Raw genomic sequence first — 22,869 nt, 5'->3', positions numbered from 1 at the left:
TATGCTGACCGTCGCCAGCCGCGTGGGAGCGCTCCCGCAGCGGTTTCACCAGAGCGAGAGGCGCAACGATGCGGTACGGCCACTTCGACGACGAGGCACGCGAGTACGTCATCACGACGCCGCACACGCCCTACCCGTGGATCAACTACCTCGGCTCCGAGGAGTTCTTCTCGCTGATCTCGCACACGGCGGGCGGGTACTCGTTCTACCGCGACGCGAAGATGCGCCGCCTCACGCGGTACCGGTACAACAACATCCCCACCGACGAGGGCGGCCGGTACTTCTACGTCAACGACGGCGGCGACGTCTGGACCCCCGGGTGGCTGCCGGTCAAGGCGGAGCTCGACCACTTCGAGGCGCGGCACGGCCTGGGCTACTCGCGCATCACCGGCGAGCGCGGCGGCCTGCGCGTCGAGACGCTGTTCTTCGTGCCGCTCGGCGAGACCGCCGAGGTGCAGCACGTGACCCTGACCAACACCTCGGACGCCGAGAAGACGGTCAGCCTGTTCTCGTACCTCGAGTTCTGCCTGTGGAACGCGCAGGACGACCAGACCAACTACCAGCGCAACCTGTCGCTCGCGGAGGTCGAGGTCGAGCTGGACGGGCCGAGCGGCTCGGCGATCTACCACAGGACCGAGTACCGGGAGCGCCGCGACCACTACGCCGTCTACGGCGTGAACACGCGGGCCGACGGGTTCGACACCGACCGGGACACCTTCGTCGGACCGTGGAACGGGCTCGGCGAGGCGGCCGTCCCCCGGGCAGGCCGCGCGACCGGCTCGGTGGCGTCCGGCTGGTACCCGATCGGCTCGCACCAGGTGGACGTCACCCTCGCGCCGGGCGAGAGCCGGTCGCTGACGTACGTGCTCGGCTACGTCGAGAACCCGCACGAGGAGAAGTGGGCGCCCGCCGACGAGGCCGCCGGCGTCCGGGCCCTCCAGGTGGTGAACAAGGAGCGCGCGCACGCGCTGCTGTCCCGGTTCGCCACGACCGAGCAGACGCTGGCCGCGTTCGAGGCGCTGCGCGCGTCCTGGACCGACCTGCTCTCGACCTACTCCGTGACGTCGACCGACGAGCGGCTGGACCGGATGGTCAACATCTGGAACCAGTACCAGTGCATGGTCACGTTCAACATGTCGCGGTCGGCGTCGTACTTCGAGACCGGCATCGGCCGCGGCATGGGGTTCCGCGACTCCAACCAGGACCTGCTCGGGTTCGTGCACCTGGTCCCGGAGCGCGCACGCCAGCGGATCATCGACATCGCGTCGACCCAGCTCCCCGACGGCTCGGCGTACCACCAGTACCAGCCCCTGACGAAGCGCGGGAACGACGACATCGGCTCGGGCTTCAACGACGACCCGCTGTGGCTGATCCTCGGCGTGGCGGCGTACATCAAGGAGACCGGGGACTGGGCGGTCCTGGACGAGCCCGTGCCCTTCGACAACGAGCCCGGCTCGGAGGTGCCGCTGTTCGAGCACCTCACCCGGTCGTTCGAGTTCACCGTCGCGCACCGCGGCCCGCACGGCCTGCCGCTCATCGGGCGCGCCGACTGGAACGACTGCCTCAACCTCAACTGCTTCTCCACCGAGCCCGGCGAGTCCTTCCAGACGACGGAGAACCGGTCCGGCGGCGTGGCCGAGTCGGTGTTCATCGCCGCGATGTTCGCGCACATCGGCCCGGAGTACGCCGAGCTGGCGGAGCGCCGGGGCCTGACCGACGTCGCCGCGCGGGCGCGGAGCGAGATCGAGGCGATGCGCACGGCCGTCCTGGAGCACGGCTGGGACGGCGAGTGGTTCCTGCGGGCCTACGACTTCTCCGGCAACCCGGTCGGCACGGACGCGAAGCCCGAGGGCAAGATCTGGATCGAGCCGCAGGGGTTCGCCGTCATGGCCGGCATCGGCGTGGACGCCGAGGACCCGGCCGACCCGGCGTCCCCCGCGGTGCGCGCGCTCGACTCGGTCGAGGAGCACCTGGCGACGCCGCACGGGATGGTCCTGCAGTGGCCGGCCTACACGAGCTACCAGATCGAGCTGGGCGAGGTCTCCACGTACCCGCCGGGGTACAAGGAGAACGGCGGCATCTTCTGCCACAACAACCCCTGGGTGATCATCGGGGAGACCGTGGTCGGCCGCGGCGCCAAGGCGTTCGACTACTACAAGCGCATCACGCCCGCCTACCGCGAGGACATCTCCGACGTGCACCGGCTCGAGCCGTACGTGTACGCCCAGATGATCGCCGGCAAGGAGGCGGTGCGGCACGGCGAGGCCAAGAACTCCTGGCTGACCGGCACCGCCGCCTGGAACTTCGTCGCGGTCTCGCAGTACCTGCTGGGCGTGCGGCCGGAGCACGACGGCCTGGTCGTCGACCCGCAGATCGGCCCGGACGTGCCGTCGTTCGACGTGACGCGGGTGGCGCGCGGCGCGACCTACCGCATCACGGTGACGAACTCGGGCACCCCGGGGGCACGCGGCCGGCTCGTGGTGGACGGCGCACCGGTCGAGGGCACGACGGTCCCCTACGCGCCGGCGGGGACGACCGTGCGGGTCGAGGTCACCGTCTGACGCCGCGGTACCGGGGTCGTGGCTCGCGGCCACGCCCCCGGTGCCGACGGTGCGACGGACGAGGCCGGAGGACCCGCTATGCTGGACGCGCGTTCCCGGTGACGGGGGCGTCACGACCGTCGGGGGTCCAGGCCTGCCGACGGTCGCGCGGGTGTAGTTCAATGGTAGAACTTCAGCTTCCCAAGCTGATAGCGCGGGTTCGATTCCCGTCACCCGCTCTCCCGCAGGGCCAGGCCGGTACGTCCGCGCCTGGCCCTTCGTCGTCCCCGGGTCGCGCACCACCTACCCGGTGCCGGGGAGCGCCGTCCCGCAGCACTCAGCACGGGCGCGCCGAGCACCTACTCGACCCGCCGTCGCCACCTCCGCACCCGCCTTCCGGACCACTCAGGGCCGGGGAGCCGGTCCGACCCTGCCTAGCGTTCCGACGCCAGCGCAGACGGAAGGACCACATGAGCCAGCAGATCTCCCGGGTCGACCTCCGGTTGCCGGACCGGTGGTGCGCGTGGCGGCCGGGTGACGCGCCCCGGGTCGCGCAGCGGCTGGCGGCCGGCCTCACCACCGGTCCGGTCGCCGCCGCACGGCTCCGCGCGGCGCTGACCGCCGTCGACCGCGCGGTCGTCGAGCTGAACGCGCGGCACGTGCGCGCCGCCGCGTGGGTGCCGGAGCCGTCGGGCGACGTGGTCGGCGGCCTGGCGTGCGAGCTGCTCGCCGAGGCGCCGACGGGTGACGGTGCCGCGAACAGCTACCTGCTGCGGGTCAAGCGCAAGATCTACCGGTCCGCACGCGTCCCGACGCGCACGACGTTCCACGCCTCCACGCTGCGGGAGGTGCCCGCCGGCGAGGCCGTCGTGACGCTGCGCAGCCACGGCGTCACGCGGCACGAGGTGATCTGGACGGTGTTCGCCCCGGATGCCGCCGAGGCGGTGGAGCTGCGGTTCGACACCCGGGACCGGGAGCGGTACCAGGACCTCATCGCGCACGCGGAGACCATCGCGACGGCGCTGCAGATCACGGTCGCCCGTCCACGGCCCTCGGTGGTCACCCCGCGGGGCGGCGCGCCGACCAGCGCGTCCGCCGCGCGGGGCTGACCGCCGCACGGGCCGCCCGGCTGCGACACTGGTCCCGCGTCGGCGGCGGCGCACCTCCGGCGGCGCCGGGTGGCCGGGCGGAGCACGGAGGCGGGCGGATGACGGACGTGCTGTCCACCGACGGCACCGGCCTCGGCACCACGGCGGACGACCTGACGGCGGTGCGGGAGGCGGCGGACCGGCTGCTCGCCGACCACGGGGTCACCTACGGCGCGCCGGCCCAGGGTGGCGACGGCAGCGACGCCGACGCCGCCGGCCCGTGGCGCCTCGACCCCGTGCCGGTCGTCCTGGACGAGGCGGACTGGACCCCCCTCGACGCGGCGCTGACCCAGCGCGCGGAGCTGCTCGACGCGGTGCTGGCCGACCTGTACGGCCCGCGGCTGCTGCTGCGGGACGACGTGCTGCCCCCGGAGCTGGTGCTGGCGCACCCGGGGTTCCTGCGCGCCGTCGACGGCCTGCACCTGCCCGGCGGCCACGACCTGGTGCTGACCGCGACGGACCTGTGCCGCACGCCGGACGGGTCGTGGGTGGCGGTGTCCGACCGGACGCAGGCGCCGTCGGGTGCGGGGTACGCCATGGAGGACCGCCGCGTGGTGGCCCAGGTGCTCGCCGACGTCTACCGGCAGACCCCGATCCAGCGGATCGGCCCGTTCTTCCACGCGCTGCGCCACGCGCTCGGGAACGCCGCCCCGGCCGCGTCGGCCGAGCCCCGCGCGGTCCTGCTCAGCGCCGGCCCGGCGTCGGAGACGGCGTTCGACCAGGCCTACCTGGCGTCGATGCTGGGGCTGCCGCTGGTCGAGGGCAGCGACCTGGTGGTGCGCGAGGGGCGGCTCTGGCTGCGGGGGCTCGGCGGGCCGGAGCCGGTCGACGTCGTGCTGCGCCGCGTCGACGCCGACTGGTGCGACCCCCTGGACCTGCGGTCGGGCAGCCGCCTGGGCGTGCCCGGGCTGGTGCGCGCGGTGCAGGCGGGCACCGTGAGCGTCGTGAACCCGCTCGGGTCCTCGGTGCTCGAGAACGCCGGCCTGCTCGCCCACCTGCCGGTCCTGGCCCGGACCGTGCTCGGCGCCGACCTGCTGCTCCCCCAGGCGGCGACGACCTGGTGCGGCCGGCCGCAGGGGCTCGCGCACGTCCTCGACCACCTCGACCGGCTGGTGCTGAAGCCCGTCGACCGCGCCGGCGGTGCCGAGGTGGTGCACGGCTGGACGCTGGACGCCGCCGGGCGGGAGCGGCTCCGCGCCCGGGTCGCGGCGGACCCGGCCGGGTGGGTCGGCCAGGAGCCCGTCGTCGGCACCGCCGCCGGCTCGCGCGCCGGGGTGCTGCGGACCTTCGCCGTCGCCGCGCCCGACGGGTACCGCGTGATGGCGGGCGGGCTGGCCCGGCTCGCCCCCGACGTGGACGACCCGGTGGTGTCGCACGCCCGGGGCGCCGTCGCCCGGGACGTCTGGGTGCTGGCGGGCGACGTCGCGCCGGCCGGCACGGCCTCGGCGGAACCGGACGATGCCCCGCCCCACCCCGGGCGCCCGCCCGGCACCGGGTTGTCCCCGCGGTCGGCCGAGAGCCTGTTCTGGCTGGGCCGCTACACCGAGCGGGCCGACGGCACCGTCCGCCTGCTGCGGGCCGTCGTCGACCGGTGGGACGACTACCACCGCGCCCCCGCGAGCGCCGGAGGTCGCGCACTGGCCCTGCTGCTGGACGCGGCCGGTGCGCGCGACCTGCCCGACCTGCACGACCTCCTCGTCGACCGCACCCGGCCGGGGACGGTCGCGTGGGCGGTCCGGCGGGTCGCCGAGGCGCAGGCGGTCGTCCGGGACCAGATGTCCGCCGACCTGTGGCTCCCGCTCGCGAGCATGGCCCGGACGCTCGCGGCGCAGCGCCGGGCCGCGGCCGCCGCGGGCGGTCCCCCGCGCCGCACCGACCTGCGCGCCGGGCTGGACCGGATGCTCGAGGCGCTGCTGGCGGTCGCCGGCATCGAGGGCGAGGGGCTGGTGCGCGACGTCGGCTGGCACCTGCTCGACGCGGGCCGCCGCGTGGAGCGGGCGCAGTCGGTGGTCGCGACCCTGGCCGCGACCGTCACCACCCCGGCTCCCGCGGACGTGGAGTCGCTCGTCCTGGAGTCCGTGCTGCTGGCGCACGAGTCGGCGATCACCTACCGCCGCCGGTACACCGCCCGCCCGGCCGTGCCCGGCGTGCTCGACCTGCTGCTGCTCGACGGGGACAACCCCCGGTCGCTCGCCTACCAGGTGGCCCGGCTGCGGGCCGACCTCGCGCGCGTGCCGGCACCGCCCGGCGCCACGGAGCAGCAGGACCGGCTGCTCGCCGACGTGGAGGACCTGCTGGCGGAGCTGCACCCGCCCACCGTGGGCGACCCGGACGGGACCGGGCCCGGCGCCGGGCGCGCACGGCTCGCCGAGGTGCTGGAGTCCCTGGGCTGGCGGCTGCGCGCGGTGGCCGACGAGGTGGCCCGGGTGCACTTCGTCCACCCGGCTCCCGCGCACGCCGTGGCCGAGGAGTGGGGCGTCGGCCGCTCGCCCCGGGACGCCGACCCCGAGGGCGCCGCGTGACCGGCCGCCGCTACGAGCTCGTGCACCGGACGACCTACCGGTACCCCCAGCCCGTCACCACGTCCTACGGGCGCGCCGTCCTCCTCCCCCGGGACCTGCCCGACCAGCGGCGGCACGCGGCCGAGGTGACCGTCGAGCCCGCGTCCGCCGACGCGGACCGGCACACCGACTGGTTCGGCAACACGTCGACGTACTTCGCGGTGACCACCCCGCACACCGAGCTCACCGTGACCGCCGCGGCGACGCTGACCGTGAGCCGGCGCCGGGCGGACGTCGCGACGCTGCCCGACCTGCCGTGGGAGGAGGTGGCGCGGCGCGTGCGCGAGGGCGACCCCGAGACGGGTGGCCGCGACCTCGTCGGGCTGCGCGAGGCCGTCCTGGCGTCCCGGCACGTGCTCCCGTCGGACGCGGTGCGGGCATGGGCCGCGCCGTCGCTGCCGCCGGGGCGGCCCTACGCGCGGGTGCTCGCCGACCTCGCGCACCGGATCCGCACGGAGCTGACCTACCGGAGCGGCTCCACCACGATCGCGACGACGCAGGTCGAGCTGCTCGAGTCCGGCGCGGGGGTCTGCCAGGACTTCGCGCACCTGATGATCGCCGCCCTGCGCGCGCACGGGCTGCCCGCCCGCTACACGAGCGGCTACGTCGAGACGCTCCCGCCGCCCGGGCGGCCCAAGATCCGGGGGGCGGACGCGTCCCACGCGTGGGCGTCGGCGTGGCTGCCCGGGGCCGGCTGGGTGGAGGTGGACCCGACCAACGACCAGTTCGTCGGCGACCGGTACGTCGTGCTCGGCTGGGGCCGGGACTACGGCGACGTGCCCCCGTTGCGCGGGGTCATCTTCACGGAGGGGTCGGGCGCGCGGCCGGAGGTCTCGGTCGACCTGCACCCCGTCGACCCGGCCTGACGGCGCCCCGGGGTCGTCCCCGTCGTCCACCGCGCGTGCACACGGCATCCACAGGCCCGCGGGACGTGCCCTGCGGGGATCGCGTCGCCGTGCACAAGGTGGGGACAACTCCTGTGGATGAGACCGGACATATCACCCGGCCGAGTGGCGCGGGCACCCGTTCGGGCGACCGGAGGCTGTGGACATGTGGGCAAGCCTGTGGGCAACGACGTCCGGGCACGAAGAAGGCCCCTCGGAGTAAGCGTCCGAGGGGCCTTCCCCTGATCGTCGTCCCGCCGTCCCCGACGGGTCGGGGACCGGCCACCGCTCTGACGGTGCGGCTCCGCCCCGGCACCCGGTGGTCGCCCCGAGGGGCGTCCGCCGCGGGCAGGACGGCGACGATCCGGCCGTCGGGGTCCTACGGGCCGCCCGTGCGACTGCGTCGTCATCCGCAGCCCGGCGGGTCTCCCCGCCGAGGTGGTCCGTCGTTCTCCCTCGGGCCCGACCCCGCCGGCTCCGCACCGCAGGACCCCCGTCGAGCGGGTCCTCCTGCGGTGGACGGTGGGTCCGCCGTGGTCGTTGGAGACGTTCTAGTCCTGCCCGCGCGGCGGCCGCAAGGCCTCGGCCGTCACCATTTCGTGTCCACCGGAGAATGCACACGTTGTCCACAGGCCGTCCTGTGTGATCGCGCGGAACTCACAGGGCTGTGCACAACATCTGTGGACGACGGGACGCGGCGCGCCTCGCGGGACACAGGCGCGCGTCGTCCTAGCCTCGGGCACGGCTGAGGCCCCTCGGAGTAAGCGTCCGAGGGGCCTCGTCGTCGGCCGGCCGAGGTCAGGCGCGCACGTCAGGCGCGGACGTCGTGCAGGTGGTGGACCACGTCGTGCAGGAAGTACTGGCCCAGCGTCTCCACCGTGAACGCCGACCCGTTGGACCGGCGGCCGGTGCGCTCCCACTCGTCGGGCCGCACGGCGGCGAAGGCGTCCGCGAGCGCGGCGGCGGCGTCCGCCAGCTCGTCCGCGACGCGCCCCGGGTCCTGCAGGTCGTACCGCTCGGCGAGGGCGGTCGCGTCCTGGTCCCAGTTGGGGAACTGCGGGTCGTCCTGCTCGAGCATCAGGCGCAGCCGCTCACCGAACACCCGGTGCACGTCCCGGACGTGCGCGCCGTACTCCAGCACCGACCACACCCCCGGGCGGGGGCGCTCCCGCACGTCCAGCCGGTTCAGGGCGGCGCGCCACCGCGGCACGAGGTCGTGCACCGTCCCCGCGATGCCGGGGCCGGTGGCGTCCGTGCCGGCGAAGCCGCACTCCGGGCAGCGCTCGGTCAGGACCCAGGTCCAGTCCTTCGCGTCCGGCTCGGCCGGGGTGTAGTCGTCGTCGGGGCTGTCGGGCGGCGTCGCGGTCACGTGCGCACGCTAACGTGTCGGGCCCGGGGAGGCGTACGATCCGACAGAAGGGTAGGCAAGCCTTACTTCGTCCGGTACGTTCTGACACGACGTCATATCGTCGTCGATCCGTCGGTCCTCCCGGGAGCCTCGATGACCACCACGCACGACCTGCCCGCAGCCGCACCTGCCGTGCCCGGCGCCGACCCGGCCGGCCCCGCGCCGCTGTCGCTGCTGCTCCGCGAGGGCACGCGTCCCGAGCACGAGGCCGCGGAGGGCTCGAGCTTCGTCGAGGACCTGCTCGGCGGCCGGCTCACGCTCGAGGCGTACGTCGACCTCGCGCTCCAGCTGCACGCCGTCTACGTCGCGCTCGAGGAGACCGCCGAGCTGGTGCGCCGCGCGCCCGACGGCGACGGCGTGGTGTTCGACGAGCTGCGGCGCGTACCCGCGATCGAGGCCGACCTGGTGCACCTGGCCGGGCCGGGCTGGCGCCTGCGGGCGACCCCGCTGCCGGCGACGGCCGCGTACGCCGACCGCATCCGCTCCGGCGGCGCCGACGTCGGCCGCTACGTGGCCCACTCCTACACCCGCTACCTCGGCGACCTGTCGGGCGGCCAGGTCATCGGCCGCATGGTGCAGCGGCACTACGGCGTGGCGGACGCGGGCGTCGGCTTCTACGCCTTCCCGGACGTCCCCAAGCCCAAGCCGTTCAAGGACCTGTACCGCGCGCGGATCGACGCGCTGCCCCTGTCGGCGGCCGGTCGCGAGGCCGTCGTCGACGAGGCCCGGGCCGCGTTCCGGCACAACCGCGCGCTGTTCGCCGCGCTGGGCGAGGTGCACCGGGTCGCCTGACGGGACGGTCCGCGCCGACCCTCCACAACTCCGGCACCCCGTGGCACCCCACGTGCTGACGGTTCGTGCCAGGATGTCAGCATGCCCAAGATCATCGGCGGCTCGCTGCACGAGCACCGCGAGCAGACCCGGCTGCGGCTGTTCGGTGCGATGTCGCGCCTGATGGCCGAGCGCGGGTTCGACGCGATCACGCTCGCCGACATCGCGCAGGCGGCCGGTGTGGGCCGCACCGCGGTGTACAACCACTTCGCCGACAAGGAGTCGATGCTCGTCGGCTTCATCATGCACGAGACCGAGCAGTACATGGCCGCGCTCGAGGCCGAGATCTCCGGCGTCGACGACCCGACCGAGCAGCTGCGCGCGTACGTCCGCGCGCAGTGCGTGCTCAAGCGCGACTACCACCTCGCCCCCGGACCGGACCTGCGCTCGGTGCTGTCCCGCGGGACGCAGCAGCGGGTCCGCGAGCACGTGGTCGTCGTCGAGGCGATGCTGCGCCGGATCCTCGCCGCCGGGATCGACGCCGGCGCGTTCCCCGCCCAGGACCTCGGGACGACCGTGTCCCTGGTCAACGCGTGCCTGAGCAGCCGGGCGCTGCCGGAGGACGGGCCGGAGCGCGACCGCGCGATCGAGTCCACCGTGCTGTTCGTGCTGCGCGCGGTGGGCGCGGGCGACCGCGCGGAGGAGGTCGCCGGTACCGGGACGGACGGTCGTGCGCGTGAGGCCGTGCCCGTCTGAGCCGGGGAGCCCGCACCCCGAGCGGGGATTCACCCGCCCGGGCGAACCCACGCGGGTCTCCCGGGTGTGGGCCGGGCCGTGACACGCGATGATGAGCCCGTGACCGACGCACCGCCGCCGGCCCGGACGAGCGCGCCCCGCGATGACGGGGACGACGCCCGGCACTTCGCCCTGCTCGCGCACCGCCTGAGCGGCTGCTCCACCCTGTCCGAGGTGCACGAGGCCGGCGTCGTCGCCGCCCGCGACCTGCTCGACGTGGGCGTGGCCGCCGTCGCGCGCCTGGAGCAGGACGACTGGCACGTGCTGGCCGCCGACCCGGCGGACGAGCTGCCCGCCGCCGAGGACGCGCTGAAGGACGGCGAGGCCGTCCGCGCCCTCGTCCGCCGGCGCGAGACCTGGCTCTCGGCGCCGGGCGACGACCCCGTGCGGCCCCGGCCCGCGCTCGTGGCGCCCGTCGTCGTGAACGGCGACCTGTGGGGGGTGCTCTGCGCGGTGCGCGACGAGCGCGCCACCCCGTTCGGGCCGGACGACGCGGCGCGCGGGGAGGTGCTCGGCGCCCTGGTCGGCGCCCACGTCGCCCGCCTCGACCTCGCCGAGCAGGTGCGGCACCTGGTGTCCGACGACGCCCTCACGGGCCTCAGCACGCGCCGGGTCGCCGACGAGGCCGCGCAGGCCGCCATCGACTCCGGCGACGAGACCTGCATCGTCATGTGCGACGTCGACGGCCTCAAGCGCGTCAACGACGAGCTCGGGCACGACGCCGGCGACGAGCTCCTGCGCAGCGTGGCCGGCGTGCTGCGCCGGGCCAGCGGCGGGCTGCCCGGGTCCACGGCGGCGCGGATCGGCGGCGACGAGTTCTGCATCGTCACGTGCGGGATCCCGCGCACCACCGTGGTGCAGGTGGTGGACGCGATCGTCGGCGACAGCACGCTGCCGCACGGCGCCTCGCTGTCCTACGGCATCGCGTCGTCGGCGCGCGGGTCGCTGGGCGCCGCCCCGACGCCGCGTTCGCTGTTCCGCCGGGCGGACGCCGCGCAGTACCACGCGAAGCGCAGCCACGCCGCGGCCCGCGCCCGGCAGTACCGCGCCGACGACCCCGGGGCCGTGCTCGGCCGCACCGTCGCCGCCGCGGTCACCGCCCTGGCCGGGACCGGGCCGACCGCTCTGTCCCGCCTGTGCGCGCTCGCGGCGGCCGCCACCGAGGCGATGGGCGGCTCGGGCTGGTCGGTCGCGCACGACGACGGCGACGACGGCTCGGTGGTGGTCGCCCGCGGCGGCACCTCCTCGCTGCACGTGAGCGGGATGCGGCAGCTGACGCTGCGGCGGTCGCCGTGGACCGTGACGCTCGAGTCCACGCTGCCCGCCGACGACCCGACGACCAGCACCACCCTGGACACGCTGGTGTCGCTGGCGGTGGTCGGCGCGGCCTGACCGGCGCACCCCCGGCGGTCCGACCGCGCACCGACCGCGCGGACCGCCCGCCGGGGCGCGGACCGTCCTCCGGGGCGCGGTCCGTCAGCCGTGCAGGGGGAGCGAGAGCTCCGCCGGCGCACCGGCGACGACGCGCACCGGCACGCCCCAGTCCTGCGAGTTCAGGTGGCACGCCGGGAACTCGATCGCCGGGTCGGCGTCGCAGCTCGCCGCGCGGGCCGTCACGTGCAGCACGCCCTCGCCGACCTCCGGGTTGATCCGCAGCGTCCGGGTGAGCGGCACGTCGTCCCCGGACCCGTCGAGCAGCAGCTCCGGCGGGGTCGCGGACACCCGCAGCATCGTGGACGGCCCGTAGCGGTCGTCGTACTTCTGCCCGGCGGCCGGCGTGAACACCACGTCGAGGGCGAGGTCGCCCGGGCCGATGTCCGTGACCGGGCGCTGCGTGCGGTGCGCGCCGGAGTCCAGCACCTCGCCCGCGAGGGTCGCCGGCAGGGCCACCCGGGTCAGGCGGTGCGCGGCCGACTCGACGACCAGCAGCGTCACGCCGCCCGCCTCCGCGTCCGCCTGCACGACGATGCCGCTCGGCTCGGCGAGCCCCGTCGCCAGGGTGCTGACCTCGCCGCGGCCGTCGGCGCCCGGGGCCCAGCGGCGGACGGCGCCGTTGTAGGTGTCCGCGACCACGACCGAGCCGTCCGGCAGCACGGCGACACCCAGCGGGTGCTGCAGCAGCGCCTGGTCGGCGGCGCCGTCGCGGTGGCCGAAGTCGAACAGCCCCGCGCCCACGGCGGTGCCCACCGTCGCGGCGGACCACGCGTCCGCGGGGCCGGCACGGTCGGGTCGGGCCGGGCCGGCGGCCGCGCGCACCGCCGCGAGGGCGCCGACCAGGCTCGCGGCCTGCTCCGGGGCGGCGGGCGGGGCCGCCGGCGTGCCGGGGTCGATCCAGCGCAGCGCCGACACCTCGGAGTCCGCCAGCCACACCCGCCCGTCCGCGGCCGGTGCGAGCCCCGACGTCTGCGCGAACCACGCCTCGCGCGGGTCCCCGTCGACGAGGCCCTCGTTCATCGTGCCGGCGACCGGCTCGACCGCACCGGTCCGCGGGTCGAACGCCCACAGCTGGTGGTCGCCCGCCATCGCGACCAGCGCGGTGCCCGTCGGCTCGGACCACGCCACGTCCCACGGCGAGGACAGCGGGACGTCCCTGCCCGCGCGCGGGGTGCCGTCGGTCCGCCAGAGGTCGGGGCGCCCGGGCAGCGGCGACGGCACCGTCGGCTCGCCGACGAGGTACTGCTCGCCGGTGCCGGCGACGGTGGTCACGTGCCCGTCCGACAGCCGCACCCCCCGCAGCGCGTGGTTCACGGTGTCGGCGACGAGCACGTCGTAGCCGACCGCCGCCGCGACGTCGTCCGGCAGCAGCGTCAGGCCGTTCGGCTCGCTGAACCGCGCCGCGTCCGGGGCGCCGTCCGCGAGGCCGCGCTCCCCCGAGCCGATGCGGCGCAGCAGCGTCTCGCCGTCGACGTCGAGCTCGGCGAGCGAGTGGTGGCCGGCGTCGGCGACCAGCAGCGACCCGCCGGGCAGCGCGACGGCCTTCGCCGGGAACCGCAGCGTGCCCGCCGTGGGCTCGGGCGGGACGTACGGGCCGCCGCCGCGGTGCAGGGTGCCCTTGGCGTCGTGCTCGGCGACCAGGTCGCGAACCAGCCGCTCGACGTTGCTCTGGTGCCCCTCGCCGGCCATCTGGGCCACGATGTAGCCCTCCGGGTCGATGACGACCAGCGTCGGCCAGGCACGCGCCGTGTACGCCGACCACGTGACCAGCTCCGGGTCGTCCAGGACGGGGTGGTGCACCTCGTAGCGCTCGACGGCCGCGGCCAGCGCGACCGGGTCGGCCTCGTGCACGAACTTCGGCGAGTGCACGCCGACGATCACCAGCACGTCGCGGTACTGCTCCTCGAGCGCGCGCAGCTCGTCGAGGACGTGCAGGCAGTTGATGCAGCAGAACGTCCAGAAGTCGAGCAGGACGATCTTGCCGCGCAGGTCGGCGAGGGCGACGTCCTGGCCGCCGGTGTTGAGCCAGCCGCGGCCGACGAGCTCGGACGCGCGGACCTTGGGGAGACGGGCGCTGCTGGTGGTCACGGGAGTAGTGAACACGACGCGCGGGCGTCGTATGCCGCGCCGTCCGGCCTCCGGGCGACGGCGACGCCGGTCAGGCCTGCGCCTCGAGCACCCCGACCACGCGCACCCGGACCGCGACGCCGTCCACCGCGTCCGGCAGCCCGTCGGCGTCCGCGCTCGACGCGACGCTGACCTGCAGGCGGTAGCCGTCGTCGCCTCGGGCGAGGCCGATGCCGCGCACCCCCGGCCGGCCGCCCAGGTCGCGGCGGAGGTGCTGCTTGGCCGCGCGGGCCCGGTCGATGTCGACCATGTGCGTCCCGTCCTCGCGCCGTCGTCGGCTCGACGCCGCCCGTCGGGGGCGCGGCCGGCGCGTCAGGCGGCGGGCGAGCCCAGCAGCCGGGCGCCGAGCGCCGTGAGCACGGCGTCGACCGGGTTGACGTACGTCAGCCCGGTCCCATTCTCACCCCCGGTCTCGGAGCCCGCAAAGAGCAGACCGAGTGCGACGCCGTCCTCCCGGTAGACCAGCGAGCCCGAGTCGCCGCCGCGGGAGAACGGGCCGGTCCCGGTGGACTCGACCTCGATCTGGTCGTCGAACCGGAGCTCGCCGAGCTCCTCGCCGTAGCCGACGACGACCTCGTCCAGCTCGATGGCCGTGACCCGGCCCTGCGTGACGGCGGTGGTGCGGCCGACCTTGGCGACCCGCTCGCCGCCGACCGCGACCGCCGTCGTCGTGATCGCGCCGACCGGGTAGGTGGCGTCCACCACGGGGTCGTCCAGAAGCGCGACGGCGCAGTCGACGGTCGCGACCTGACCCGGGGAGAGCGGCGCCGTCGCGGCGAGGGTGCCGACCCGGTCGGCGGGAGCCGTGCCGCCGTCCGCGGGCCCGGGCTGCAGGACGACGTCGCCGACCTGCGCCCGGGGCGAGCCGGCCAGGACGTGGTAGTTGGACAGCGCGTGCACGACGCCGTCCACGGTGACGAACGCACCGAGGGTGCCGGCGCTGACGTCGACGTGCGCGATCGAGACGCCGGGGCGCAGGGGGCGGACGCGGCCGGTCTCCCCGAGGGCCCGGGCCGTCACGACGGGCGGGCGGGGTGCGGGGACGGTGGCGCTCAGCGGACGGATGCGTCCGGTGCGGCGCACGTCGGCCGCGGGGCCGACCTGCTCCGCCACGCGGCGCGCGACGCTGCGCACGCCGGGCAGGCCGAGCCGGTACCGCACCGCCACGCCGTAGGACCCGTCACCGCGCGGCGCCAGGCCGAGCGCGACGGCGTTCCGGCCCGGCTCGCCGTCGTCGGCGGCCGCCGCCACGACGCCGTGCTGCGCGAGGTCCTGCAGGTAGCCGACCAGCTGCTGCTTCAGCCGGCGTGCCTCGTCCTGATCCATGCGTCCTCCCCCGTGGCCGGCCCGGTGCCGGCGGACCCATCGTCGCGCCCGCCACCGACACGGCCGCCGACGCGTCCCGACCCGTCCCGACCCGTCCCGACGCCAGGTGGAGAGAACGGCCCGACACGCACCGGCGTGCCGGGCCGTTCGCTCCAGCTGGTGCGCGTCAGGCCGCCGGGGGCGGGGTGCGGTCCTCGTACCGCTCGACGACCTCACGGTGCGAGGTGTTCGCGCGCTGGTTGGTCAGGACGAGCGCGAGGATCAGCGCGAGCACGCCCGCGCCCATGCAGATGTACCCGATCACCGTCAGGTCGACGTTCGCGATGTTGTCGCTCACGCCGAACGCGAGGATCGCGCCGATGACGATCAGGGCGATGCCGCCGCCGATGCCCATGGTCGGACTCCTTCCGCCGCCCGGGCGCGGGTGCCCGGGTCTGCGGTCCGATCGTGGCGGAGAGTGCGCAGGTGCGCGCGGCGAACGACCCGGTCGGGCGACGAACCCCTCCGTTGCACAACGCGGCGGTTGCGCAACGGAGGGGTCACCATCGGGTCGTCAGCCGAGCACCTCGGGCAGCGCGGGGAGGTCGCCACCGGACAGGCCGAGGACGTGCTCGGCGAGGAACGTCTCGACGACCTGGTACCAGACCTTGGCGTGCTGCGGCGTGAGCACCCAGTGGTTCTCGTCCGGGAAGTAGAGGAACCGGTGCGGGGTGCGCCCGTCCTCGTCGGCCGGCAGCGCGGAGCGGGACAGCAGCTCGTACCAGAGGCGCAGGCCCTCGCCGATCGGCACCCGGTAGTCCTTATCCCCGTGCACGACCAGCATCGGGGTGCTGATCTTCTCCACCGACAGGTGCGGGGAGTTGGCGAGCGCCATCGCGGGCGTCATCTCGCGCTCCCAGTAGAAGCCGTGGTCCGTGGTGGGCCCGAACTGGTCCAGGGCCCAGAGGCTCGCGTGCGTGACGATGCCGCGGAACCGGTCCGTGTGCCCGGCCACCCAGTTGGCCATGTAGCCGCCGAACGAGCCGCCCATCGCGCCGGTACGGGTCTCGTCGACGTCCGGCCGAGCGACGGCCGCGTCGGTGGCGGCCATGAGGTCGGTGAACGGCGCCGCACCCCACGCGCCCCAGCCGCGCTGCACGAAGCCCTGGCCGTAGCCGGTCGACAGGGCCGGGTCGGGCAGCAGGACGGCGTAGCCGCGGGCCGCCATGATCCACGGGTTCCACCGCCAGGACCAGGCGTTCCACGAGCCGAGCGGGCCGCCGTGGATCCACAGCAGCAGCGGCGCCGGGGACGCCGCCGAGGCACCCTCGGGCAGGACCAGCCAGGAGCGGACCTCCGAGCCGTCCTCGGCGGTCGCGGTCACCTCGGCCAGCGTGCCCGGCAGCGCGGGCAGCGGCGCCGGGGCCGGCAGGGCGACGGCCTCGACCGGGGTGCCGGACGCCAGCGCGGCGGCGAGGTCGATGCGCACCGGGTGCGCCGGCGCGGCGTACGAGGTGCGCAGGGCGTAGAGCGTCGCGCCGTCGGGGCTGAGCCGCAGGTCGCCGAACACGGCGTCGTCCGCGGTCACGCGGGTCACGACGTCGGAGTCGAGCGCGACGTGGAACACCGGGCCGCGGCCGAGGTCGTCGGTCTGCACGAGCAGGCCGGCGCCGTCCCGGGTCCAGACGACCTCGTGCGGCCAGCGGTCCCAGCCCGCGGCGACCCGCGTCGGCGTGGCGTCCGAGGTGCCGAGGTCCCTGACCCACAGCTCGACCCGCGGCGCCTCGGTCGGGCTGCTGACGGTCTCGCGCACGTACGCGACGCGGCGGGAGTCCGGGGAGACCACCGGGGACGACAGGTCCGCGGCGAGGTCGTCGACGAGGACGCGCCGGGTGCCGGTGGCGACGTCGACCGCGACGAGCTGCTGCCGCAGGGCGCCGCGGGCGGCGGGCCGGGTCCAGGACGTGACGAGGGTGCGGCCGTCCGGGGACAGCACGGCGTCCTGGTGCTGCAGCGCGGCGCCCGCGTCCGGCGCGAGGTCCCGCAGCTCGAGCCGCGGCGCGGGCGCACCGGCCTCGGGCGGCGTCGCGACGGTCGTCAGGTCGCCCGCGAACAGGTGCGGCACGGCGGGGCCGAGGTCGTGGTCCCAGTACCGGACGGGGTAGGCGGAGTGCAGGATCGCGGCGACCTTGGCGTCCTTGCGCGCGCCGATCAGCCGCTCGTCCTCGGCGTCGTCGGCCGCGCTCGGCAGGACGTCGGAGACCAGCACGACGACGGGCGCGTCCTCTGCCACGACCACGCCGTCGACCCCCGCCTTGCGAGCGGCGACGACCCGGGCCTCGGCGCCGTCGGCGGGGAGCAGCCAGAGCGCGGCGGGGGCGTCGTCCTCCGGCTCGGCGTCGGCGTCGGGGCGGCCCGACGTGAACAGCAGGTCGCCGGTCGAGGCGAACCGCGCGGCGGACTCGCCCTTCGCGGACCGGGTCAGCCGGCGCGCCGGGCGGACGCCCGCGGGGTCCACCTCCCAGAGCGCGGTGACGTAGCGGGTGCGCTTGGCGTCGAGGGTCGACACCGCCGTGACGAGGCGCGTGCCGTCCGGGGACAGCGCCAGCCCGGACGTCCGGGGCAGCGCCACGTAGGCGTCGAGGTCGTGGAAGGGGGTCGGGGGCGGCGTGGGCTCAGCGGCGGCGTCAGTCACCCCGCCGTCCTATCACGGCTCGCGGCGCTCGTTCCCGGTCACGGCCGGCCCGGCGTCCCGCGACGCCAGCCGCGCGAGCATCGCGTTGTACTCGTCCATCTCGACGTCGCCGTCGCGCTCGACCTTGCGGTCCCGGCGCCGCGCGGTCCGGTCGTCGTCGCGGGACCACGCCAGCGCGACCCCGACGGCGAGCGCGAGGGTCGGCAGCTCGCCGATGCCCCAGGCGACGCCGCCGCCGCGCTGCTGGTCCTCGATGGCCGACGGCCCCCACTCCCGGCCCAGCAGCCCGAACCAGTCCGGGACCAGCAGGACGTCGCCGCTGGTGAGGGCGACGCCGAAGAACGCGTGGAACGCCATCGTCGCGAACAGCAGCAGCAGCCGCTGCGGGTACGCCGGCCGCGTCGGCCCGGGGTCGATGCCGACCAGCGCGTTGACGAACAGGTACCCGGCCAGCGAGAAGTGCACCACCATCGCGTAGTGGCCGACCCCGGAGGTCAGCGCCCACGCGAACACGTCGGTGTAGTAGAAGACGATCATCGACCCGGCGAAGTTCACCGCGGCGACCACGGGGTGCGCGACGAACCGCCCCCAGGGGCTGTGCACCAGCCAGAGCAGCCACTCCCGCGGTCCCCGCGAGGTGTCGGCGCCGCCGCGGGCCGCACCGGCGCGCGCGGCCGACGCCCGGGACGGCAGCGCCCGCAGCGCCAGCGTGACCGGCGCGGACAGCGCGAGCAGCACCGGGATCACCATCGCCAGGATCATGTGCTCGACCATGTGCGCGCTGAACAGCACGTGCCCGTACATGGCCGGGCCGCCGGACGTGGTCCAGAAGAACAGCAGCATCCCCGCGGTCCAGGACGCGGTCCGCGCCCACGGCCAGGCGTCGCCGCGACGCCGGAGCCGCAGCACCCAGCGGAGGTAGACGACCAGCCCGGCGACGGCGGCGCACGCGAGCAGCACGTCCCAGCGCCACTGCGTGATCCAGCTCAGCGTGGTCGGCTCGGGCGGCAGGGGGTGGCCCGTGACGATCTCGGCGGGGGTCGGGTCCGCGATCACCCCGTCCGGCACCGGCGGCGGGGAGGACCCGAGCGCGACGGCGACGCCCGACACGGCGCCCATCACGGTCAGCTCGACCAGCACCAGCCGCCAGAACAGCCAGGTCGCGGGCGCGCTGCGGTCCCCGCGCAGCCGGTCGACGACGCGGAGCCGGTGCGCGAGGCCGAGCAGCCCCAGCACGGCGAACAGCGCGATCTTCACCAGCAGCAGGACGCCGTACCGCGTGCCGAGGTCGGACCAGGAGCCCAGCCGGATCACCGAGTTCACGGTCCCGGAGACCGCCACGGCGGCGAAGCACCACCCGGCGATGACGGAGAACCGCGCCACGGCCGGCGCCAGGTCCGCGCCCAGGCGGTGCGCGAGCGGCGACAGCGCGAGCAGCGTCCCGATCCACAGCGCCGCGCCGACCAGGTGCAGGAACATCGACGACGTGGCCAGGTCGTGGCTGGCGGCACCCGCGGCGTGGCCGGTCTGCGCGGCCTGCCACAGGGCGACCACCACGATCAGGGCGATCCCGGCCGAGCCGAGCGGCGACGTCGTCATCAGGGCGAGCGCGGTGACCACCGCGGCCGCCACGGCGACGAACAGCAGGACCCGGCCGAGCTCGAACTGCGTGACGAACTGGCCGAGCTCCCCGCCGAACGCGGGGTCGGTGAGCGGCAGCCCGGCGACGTTGGCGTAGGTCAGCACCAGCTCGACCACGGCGGACAGCGTCCACACCGCGGCGGCGACGGCCGTGACGCCGGAGGCGGCGCGCACCACCGCGCCGTCCGCCCGCCGCACGAGGACCGTCACCAGCAGCACGAGCCCGCCGAGGGTGGCCGACGCGGCCAGCTCGCTCGCGGTCGACGCGACGGGTAGACCCCAGCGGACCAGCGCGCCGGGGTCCCGGAGGGCGGTCGGCGCGGCCGCACCGGTGAAGGCCATGCCCGCGACCACGGCCGCGAGCGCGGCGACCGCGAGGGCCGCGAGGCGCAGCACGCTGTCCGACCGCCGGACCGTCGCGGGGGTGCGGTCGGGGCGGGTCGGGCGCGAGCCGGCCGGGGCGGCGACGCCGGTCATCAGCCCTGCTCCTGGCCGTCCTTCGAGCGGCGACGCTCGCGCACCACGAACCAGGTCACCGCACCGGCGGCCAGGACGGCGACGACGACCGCCGCCACGAGCCCCGCGGCCAGCCCGGCGTCCTCGTCCTCGGCCAGCTCCTCCTGCGCGGTCGTCGTGGCCTCGGGCGACGGCTCGACGGCCTGCGTGGTCATGCTGGGCTCGGCGGTCGGCTCGATCGTCTCCGGGGCGGTCGGCAGCGCCGGGGCGGTGCCCTCCGCGGCCGTGAACGCGAGCTCGCCGGACAGGGGGTGGCCGTCGGCCGACGTGACCCGCCACTCCACCGTGTACGCACCGGCGGGCAGGTCGGCGACGAGCGCCTGGGCGACCGTGTCGTCGACCAGCTCGGGCGCGCCGGTGCTGACCGTCGCGCCGTCGGGGCCCAGCACGACGATCTCGGTGCCGAGCGCCTGCGCGGGCTGATCGAACGTCAGCGTGACGTGCGTGGGCGGCGTCGCGACGGTCGAGCCGTCGGCGGGGTCGGTGCCGACGAGCGCGTTGTGGGCGGAGGCCCGCGGCGCGGTGACGAGCACGGCCGCGAGGGCCACCAGCAGCGCGGCGAGCACCGCGGCCGCGCGGACCACGTGCGCGGGCACGCCGGGCCGCAGGGCGCGCGCCGACACGGCGACGGCGCGGGCGGGGCGGGTGCGGGCGGCGGGCACGGCGGGGCGCTCGGAGGACATCACCCCCATCATCACCCGCCCGGCCACCCGACCGCGCCGCGGGAGACGCGGATCACCCGGGCCGCCCGCGAGCCGGCCGGCACGAGGAGCGACCCTGTGGACAACCGCTGCGGAGCCGGTCCGCGCCCCTAGTGTCGAGGAGGTGACGACCCCGATGCTCGCGGATCTCGACCCGGACCAGCGCCCGCGCGAGCGGATGCTGCGCCTCGGCGCGGACGCGCTGTCCGACGTCGAGCTGGTCGCGCTGCTGCTCGGCTCCGGGCGGCGGGGGTCGAGCGCCCTGGACACGGCACGGGAGCTGCTGGTGGCGCACGGCGGGCTGGCCGGGCTCGCGCGCGCGACGCCCGACGCGCTGCTGCGGACCGCCGGCGTCGGCCCGGCCAAGGCGACGAGCGTCGTGGCGGCTCTCGCGCTCGCGCGGCGGTTCGGGTCGTCGAGCGACCGGCGGGAGACGGTGCGGACGCCGGCGGACGTGGCGCGGATCGCCGGCCCGCTGCTGCGCGGCCCGGCCGACGGCCGGGTGGTGGCGGTCGCCGGGGACCGCGCGTCCCGGCTGCTCGGCGCCGTGGTCGTGCCGGGTGCCGTCGCGCACGCCAGCCCGTTCGCGGTGCGGGAGGTGCTCGCGGAGACCCTGCGCCGTGGTGGCGTGACCGTCGCGCTGGCGCACCGGCACCACCCCGGGGACCCCGTCCCGCACCCGGCCGACCTCGCGGCGTCCGCCGCGCTCGCGGAGGCGGCCGCGCACTGCGGCGTCCGGCTGGTCGACCACCTGGTGCTCGCCGCGGACGCGTGGACCAGCGCCGCCCGTGCTCCGGACCGGCTCGGAGCCGGTGCGCCGGACCGGGCAGGATGAGCGGGTGACCGACCCCCAGCCCGTCATCCGGATCGCCGCGGCGGTCATCGTCGACCAGACCGGGCGGTGGCTGCTGGTCCGCAAGCGCGGGACCGCCGCCTTCATGCAGGCCGGCGGCAAGATCGAGCCCGGGGAGCACCCGCGCGACGCGGTCGTCCGCGAGGTGGGCGAGGAGCTGGCGGTCGTCGTCGGCCCGGACCAGGTCCGCGACCTCGGTCGCCGGGACGCCGCCGCGGCGAACGAGCCGGGCCACCGGCTGGAGGCGCACGTGTTCGCCGTCGACGGCGTGACCGGGGGCGTGGCCACGGCCGAGATCGCCGAGGCGGTGTGGGTCACGCCCGCGGAGGCCCGGCTGCTGCCGCTCGCCCCGCTCACGGTGGAGCTGCTCGCGGAGGCGGAGGCCCCGGCGCGTCCTTGACCGCTCCCCCGCCCTGGAGGAGCCTGGTCGCACAGCGGTCAGGGGGCGTGCTGTGGGCGATGCGGGACGACCAGCGGGCGCGGGACGCGCGGCGGGCGCGGGACCGGCGGCGGGCGCGGACCGGGCGCCGACGCCGTGGTACCGGCGGGCCAGCAGCCTGGTGCTGGCGGCCGGGGCCCTGGCCGGCGCGGTCGTCGCGCTGACGTCGGCGTGGGGCGTGCTCTTCGGGCGCGACCCGGTCGACCGCGTCGAGATCACCTCCGTCGAGCACGTCGGCTACCAGACGCTGCCGCAGTTCGCGGCGGGCCACGGCGGCACCGAGGCACCGCTGGCTCCCGCGGGCGACGCCGCCGGCCGGGTCGTGCTGCGGCCGGTCGCGGACGTGGACGCGGGCGCCGCTCCCGCGGACGAGGTCTCCCCGCCGCCCGAGGAGCCGGACGACCCGGACGACCCGGACCAGCCGGGCGACCCGACCGCGCCCGCGACGGACCCGGCTCCAGCGCCGTCCGGCCCGGCCACGGACACGCCGACGGACTCCCCCGCCACGCAGGACCCGCGCGCCGCCGACACAGCCCTGCGGTCCACGGTCGAGCGGCTGCTCACCGACGATCCTCGGCTGGACGGCTACCGCATCCCGCCCGACGAGGTCGCCGACTGGCTCGTGGTCCCGGTCGTGGGCGTCACGCCCGGGACGTCCGTGTCACCCGGGACGATCGCGTCGCTCGAGGTGGAGATGCGGAACGACGTGGTCGCCGCGGTGGAGTCCATCGAGACGGTCGAGGTCGCGGGCCTGGCCGAGCCGCTCGGCCTGGTGGTCGCGGTCAACTTCGACGTCGAGGGGATGGCCACGCAGCAGCTGCAGATCACCTGGTCCCTGAACGGCCTGGACGTCGTGTCGCAGTGGACGTCGGAGCACTTCGGCTACCGCGCCACCGCCACGACGGACCGCGACCGGGGCGCGGTCGAGCTGTGGGTCCCGGACCTCGAGGCGCCCGGCACGTACGCCGTGGACGTCGCGATCAGCCGGGTCTCGGACGGCGCCGTGCTCACCACCGACGGACTCACGCTGCCCAACCCGTGACGGCGCCCG

General features: G+C 76.1%; 18 protein-coding genes and 1 tRNA gene. 11 read left to right on the top strand and 8 right to left on the bottom strand.

Annotated elements, in window-relative coordinates:
• Positions 1–68: 68 nt before the first annotated feature.
• The 5 genes from ACWPWW_RS12445 to ACWPWW_RS12425 all read left to right on the top strand — a co-directional run bounded on the left by ACWPWW_RS12445 (position 69) and on the right by ACWPWW_RS12425 (position 7,115).
• Positions 69–2,561 carry a GH36-type glycosyl hydrolase domain-containing protein gene (locus ACWPWW_RS12445; protein ID WP_454050687.1) on the top strand — a complete coding sequence of 831 codons (2,493 nt, stop codon included), beginning with the start codon at positions 69–71 and terminating at the stop codon, positions 2,559–2,561.
• Positions 2,562–2,708: 147 nt separating this feature from the next.
• Positions 2,709–2,779, top strand: a tRNA-Gly gene (locus ACWPWW_RS12440).
• A gap of 231 nt (positions 2,780–3,010) precedes the next feature.
• Entirely contained in the window at positions 3,011–3,649 is a 639-nt protein-coding gene (locus tag ACWPWW_RS12435) for a hypothetical protein (protein WP_454050686.1), read from the top strand.
• Between the two features lie 98 nt (positions 3,650–3,747).
• The gene (locus tag ACWPWW_RS12430; protein ID WP_454050685.1) at positions 3,748–6,210 is read left to right on the top strand and encodes a circularly permuted type 2 ATP-grasp protein; all 2,463 of its coding nucleotides are present in this window, start codon (positions 3,748–3,750) and stop codon (positions 6,208–6,210) included.
• A complete protein-coding gene (locus ACWPWW_RS12425) occupies positions 6,207–7,115 on the top strand; it encodes a transglutaminase family protein (protein WP_454050684.1) in 909 nt (302 codons plus the stop codon). The genes ACWPWW_RS12430 and ACWPWW_RS12425 overlap by 4 nt, the downstream gene beginning before the upstream one ends.
• 829 nt (positions 7,116–7,944) lie before the next feature.
• Here ACWPWW_RS12425 and ACWPWW_RS12420 read toward each other — a convergent pair.
• A complete protein-coding gene (locus ACWPWW_RS12420; RefSeq protein ID WP_454050683.1) occupies positions 7,945–8,502 on the bottom strand; it encodes a DinB family protein in 558 nt (185 codons plus the stop codon).
• Between the two features lie 132 nt (positions 8,503–8,634).
• Here ACWPWW_RS12420 and ACWPWW_RS12415 point away from each other — a divergent pair, with 132 nt between their 5' ends.
• The 3 genes from ACWPWW_RS12415 (at position 8,635) to ACWPWW_RS12405 (ending at position 11,499) form a co-directional block, all read left to right on the top strand.
• Positions 8,635–9,333: a biliverdin-producing heme oxygenase gene (locus tag ACWPWW_RS12415; RefSeq protein WP_454050682.1), complete on the top strand. Its 699-nt coding sequence runs from the start codon at positions 8,635–8,637 to the stop codon at positions 9,331–9,333.
• An 81-nt stretch (positions 9,334–9,414) separates the two neighbouring features.
• Entirely contained in the window at positions 9,415–10,068 is a 654-nt protein-coding gene (locus ACWPWW_RS12410; RefSeq protein WP_454050681.1) for a TetR/AcrR family transcriptional regulator, read from the top strand.
• A gap of 99 nt (positions 10,069–10,167) precedes the next feature.
• Positions 10,168–11,499: a diguanylate cyclase domain-containing protein gene (locus ACWPWW_RS12405; RefSeq protein ID WP_454050680.1), complete on the top strand. Its 1,332-nt coding sequence runs from the start codon at positions 10,168–10,170 to the stop codon at positions 11,497–11,499.
• Positions 11,500–11,583: 84 nt separating this feature from the next.
• Here the strand turns inward: ACWPWW_RS12405 and ACWPWW_RS12400 are convergent, their stop codons facing one another.
• The 7 genes from ACWPWW_RS12400 to ACWPWW_RS12370 form a co-directional block, all read right to left on the bottom strand.
• Entirely contained in the window at positions 11,584–13,629 is a 2,046-nt protein-coding gene (locus ACWPWW_RS12400) for an NHL domain-containing thioredoxin family protein (protein ID WP_454050679.1), read from the bottom strand.
• A gap of 70 nt (positions 13,630–13,699) precedes the next feature.
• Positions 13,700–13,918, bottom strand: coding sequence for a hypothetical protein (locus tag ACWPWW_RS12395; RefSeq protein WP_454050678.1), 219 nt, complete (start codon positions 13,916–13,918; stop codon positions 13,700–13,702).
• Between the two features lie 62 nt (positions 13,919–13,980).
• The gene (locus tag ACWPWW_RS12390) at positions 13,981–14,994 is read right to left on the bottom strand and encodes a hypothetical protein (RefSeq protein WP_454050677.1); all 1,014 of its coding nucleotides are present in this window, start codon (positions 14,992–14,994) and stop codon (positions 13,981–13,983) included.
• Positions 14,995–15,160: 166 nt separating this feature from the next.
• Positions 15,161–15,388, bottom strand: coding sequence for a DUF6458 family protein (locus ACWPWW_RS12385; RefSeq protein ID WP_454050676.1), 228 nt, complete (start codon positions 15,386–15,388; stop codon positions 15,161–15,163).
• A 159-nt stretch (positions 15,389–15,547) separates the two neighbouring features.
• Positions 15,548–17,668 (bottom strand): S9 family peptidase, encoded by a 2,121-nt coding sequence (locus ACWPWW_RS12380; protein WP_454050675.1) that lies wholly within the window; start codon positions 17,666–17,668, stop codon positions 15,548–15,550.
• Positions 17,669–17,680: 12 nt separating this feature from the next.
• On the bottom strand, positions 17,681–19,786 hold the full coding sequence (locus ACWPWW_RS12375) for a cytochrome c oxidase assembly protein (protein ID WP_454050674.1): 2,106 nt from the start codon (positions 19,784–19,786) through the stop codon (positions 17,681–17,683).
• A complete protein-coding gene (locus tag ACWPWW_RS12370) occupies positions 19,786–20,508 on the bottom strand; it encodes a copper resistance CopC family protein (RefSeq protein ID WP_454050673.1) in 723 nt (240 codons plus the stop codon). The genes ACWPWW_RS12375 and ACWPWW_RS12370 overlap by 1 nt, the downstream gene beginning before the upstream one ends.
• Positions 20,509–20,650: 142 nt before the next feature.
• Between ACWPWW_RS12370 and ACWPWW_RS12365 the strand changes: the two genes are divergently transcribed.
• From ACWPWW_RS12365 to ACWPWW_RS12355, 3 genes are all read left to right on the top strand, one after another.
• A complete protein-coding gene (locus ACWPWW_RS12365) occupies positions 20,651–21,361 on the top strand; it encodes a JAB domain-containing protein (RefSeq protein ID WP_454050672.1) in 711 nt (236 codons plus the stop codon).
• A 4-nt stretch (positions 21,362–21,365) separates the two neighbouring features.
• The gene (locus tag ACWPWW_RS12360; RefSeq protein ID WP_454050671.1) at positions 21,366–21,779 is read left to right on the top strand and encodes an NUDIX hydrolase; all 414 of its coding nucleotides are present in this window, start codon (positions 21,366–21,368) and stop codon (positions 21,777–21,779) included.
• Between the two features lie 160 nt (positions 21,780–21,939).
• On the top strand, positions 21,940–22,860 hold the full coding sequence (locus ACWPWW_RS12355) for a hypothetical protein (protein ID WP_454050670.1): 921 nt from the start codon (positions 21,940–21,942) through the stop codon (positions 22,858–22,860).
• Positions 22,861–22,869 lie beyond the last annotated feature (9 nt).

The organism is Cellulomonas sp. Marseille-Q8402 (assembly GCF_965119525.1).
Note: the sequence above shows the minus strand (reverse complement) of the source record. Positions and strands in the feature narration are given on the sequence as shown.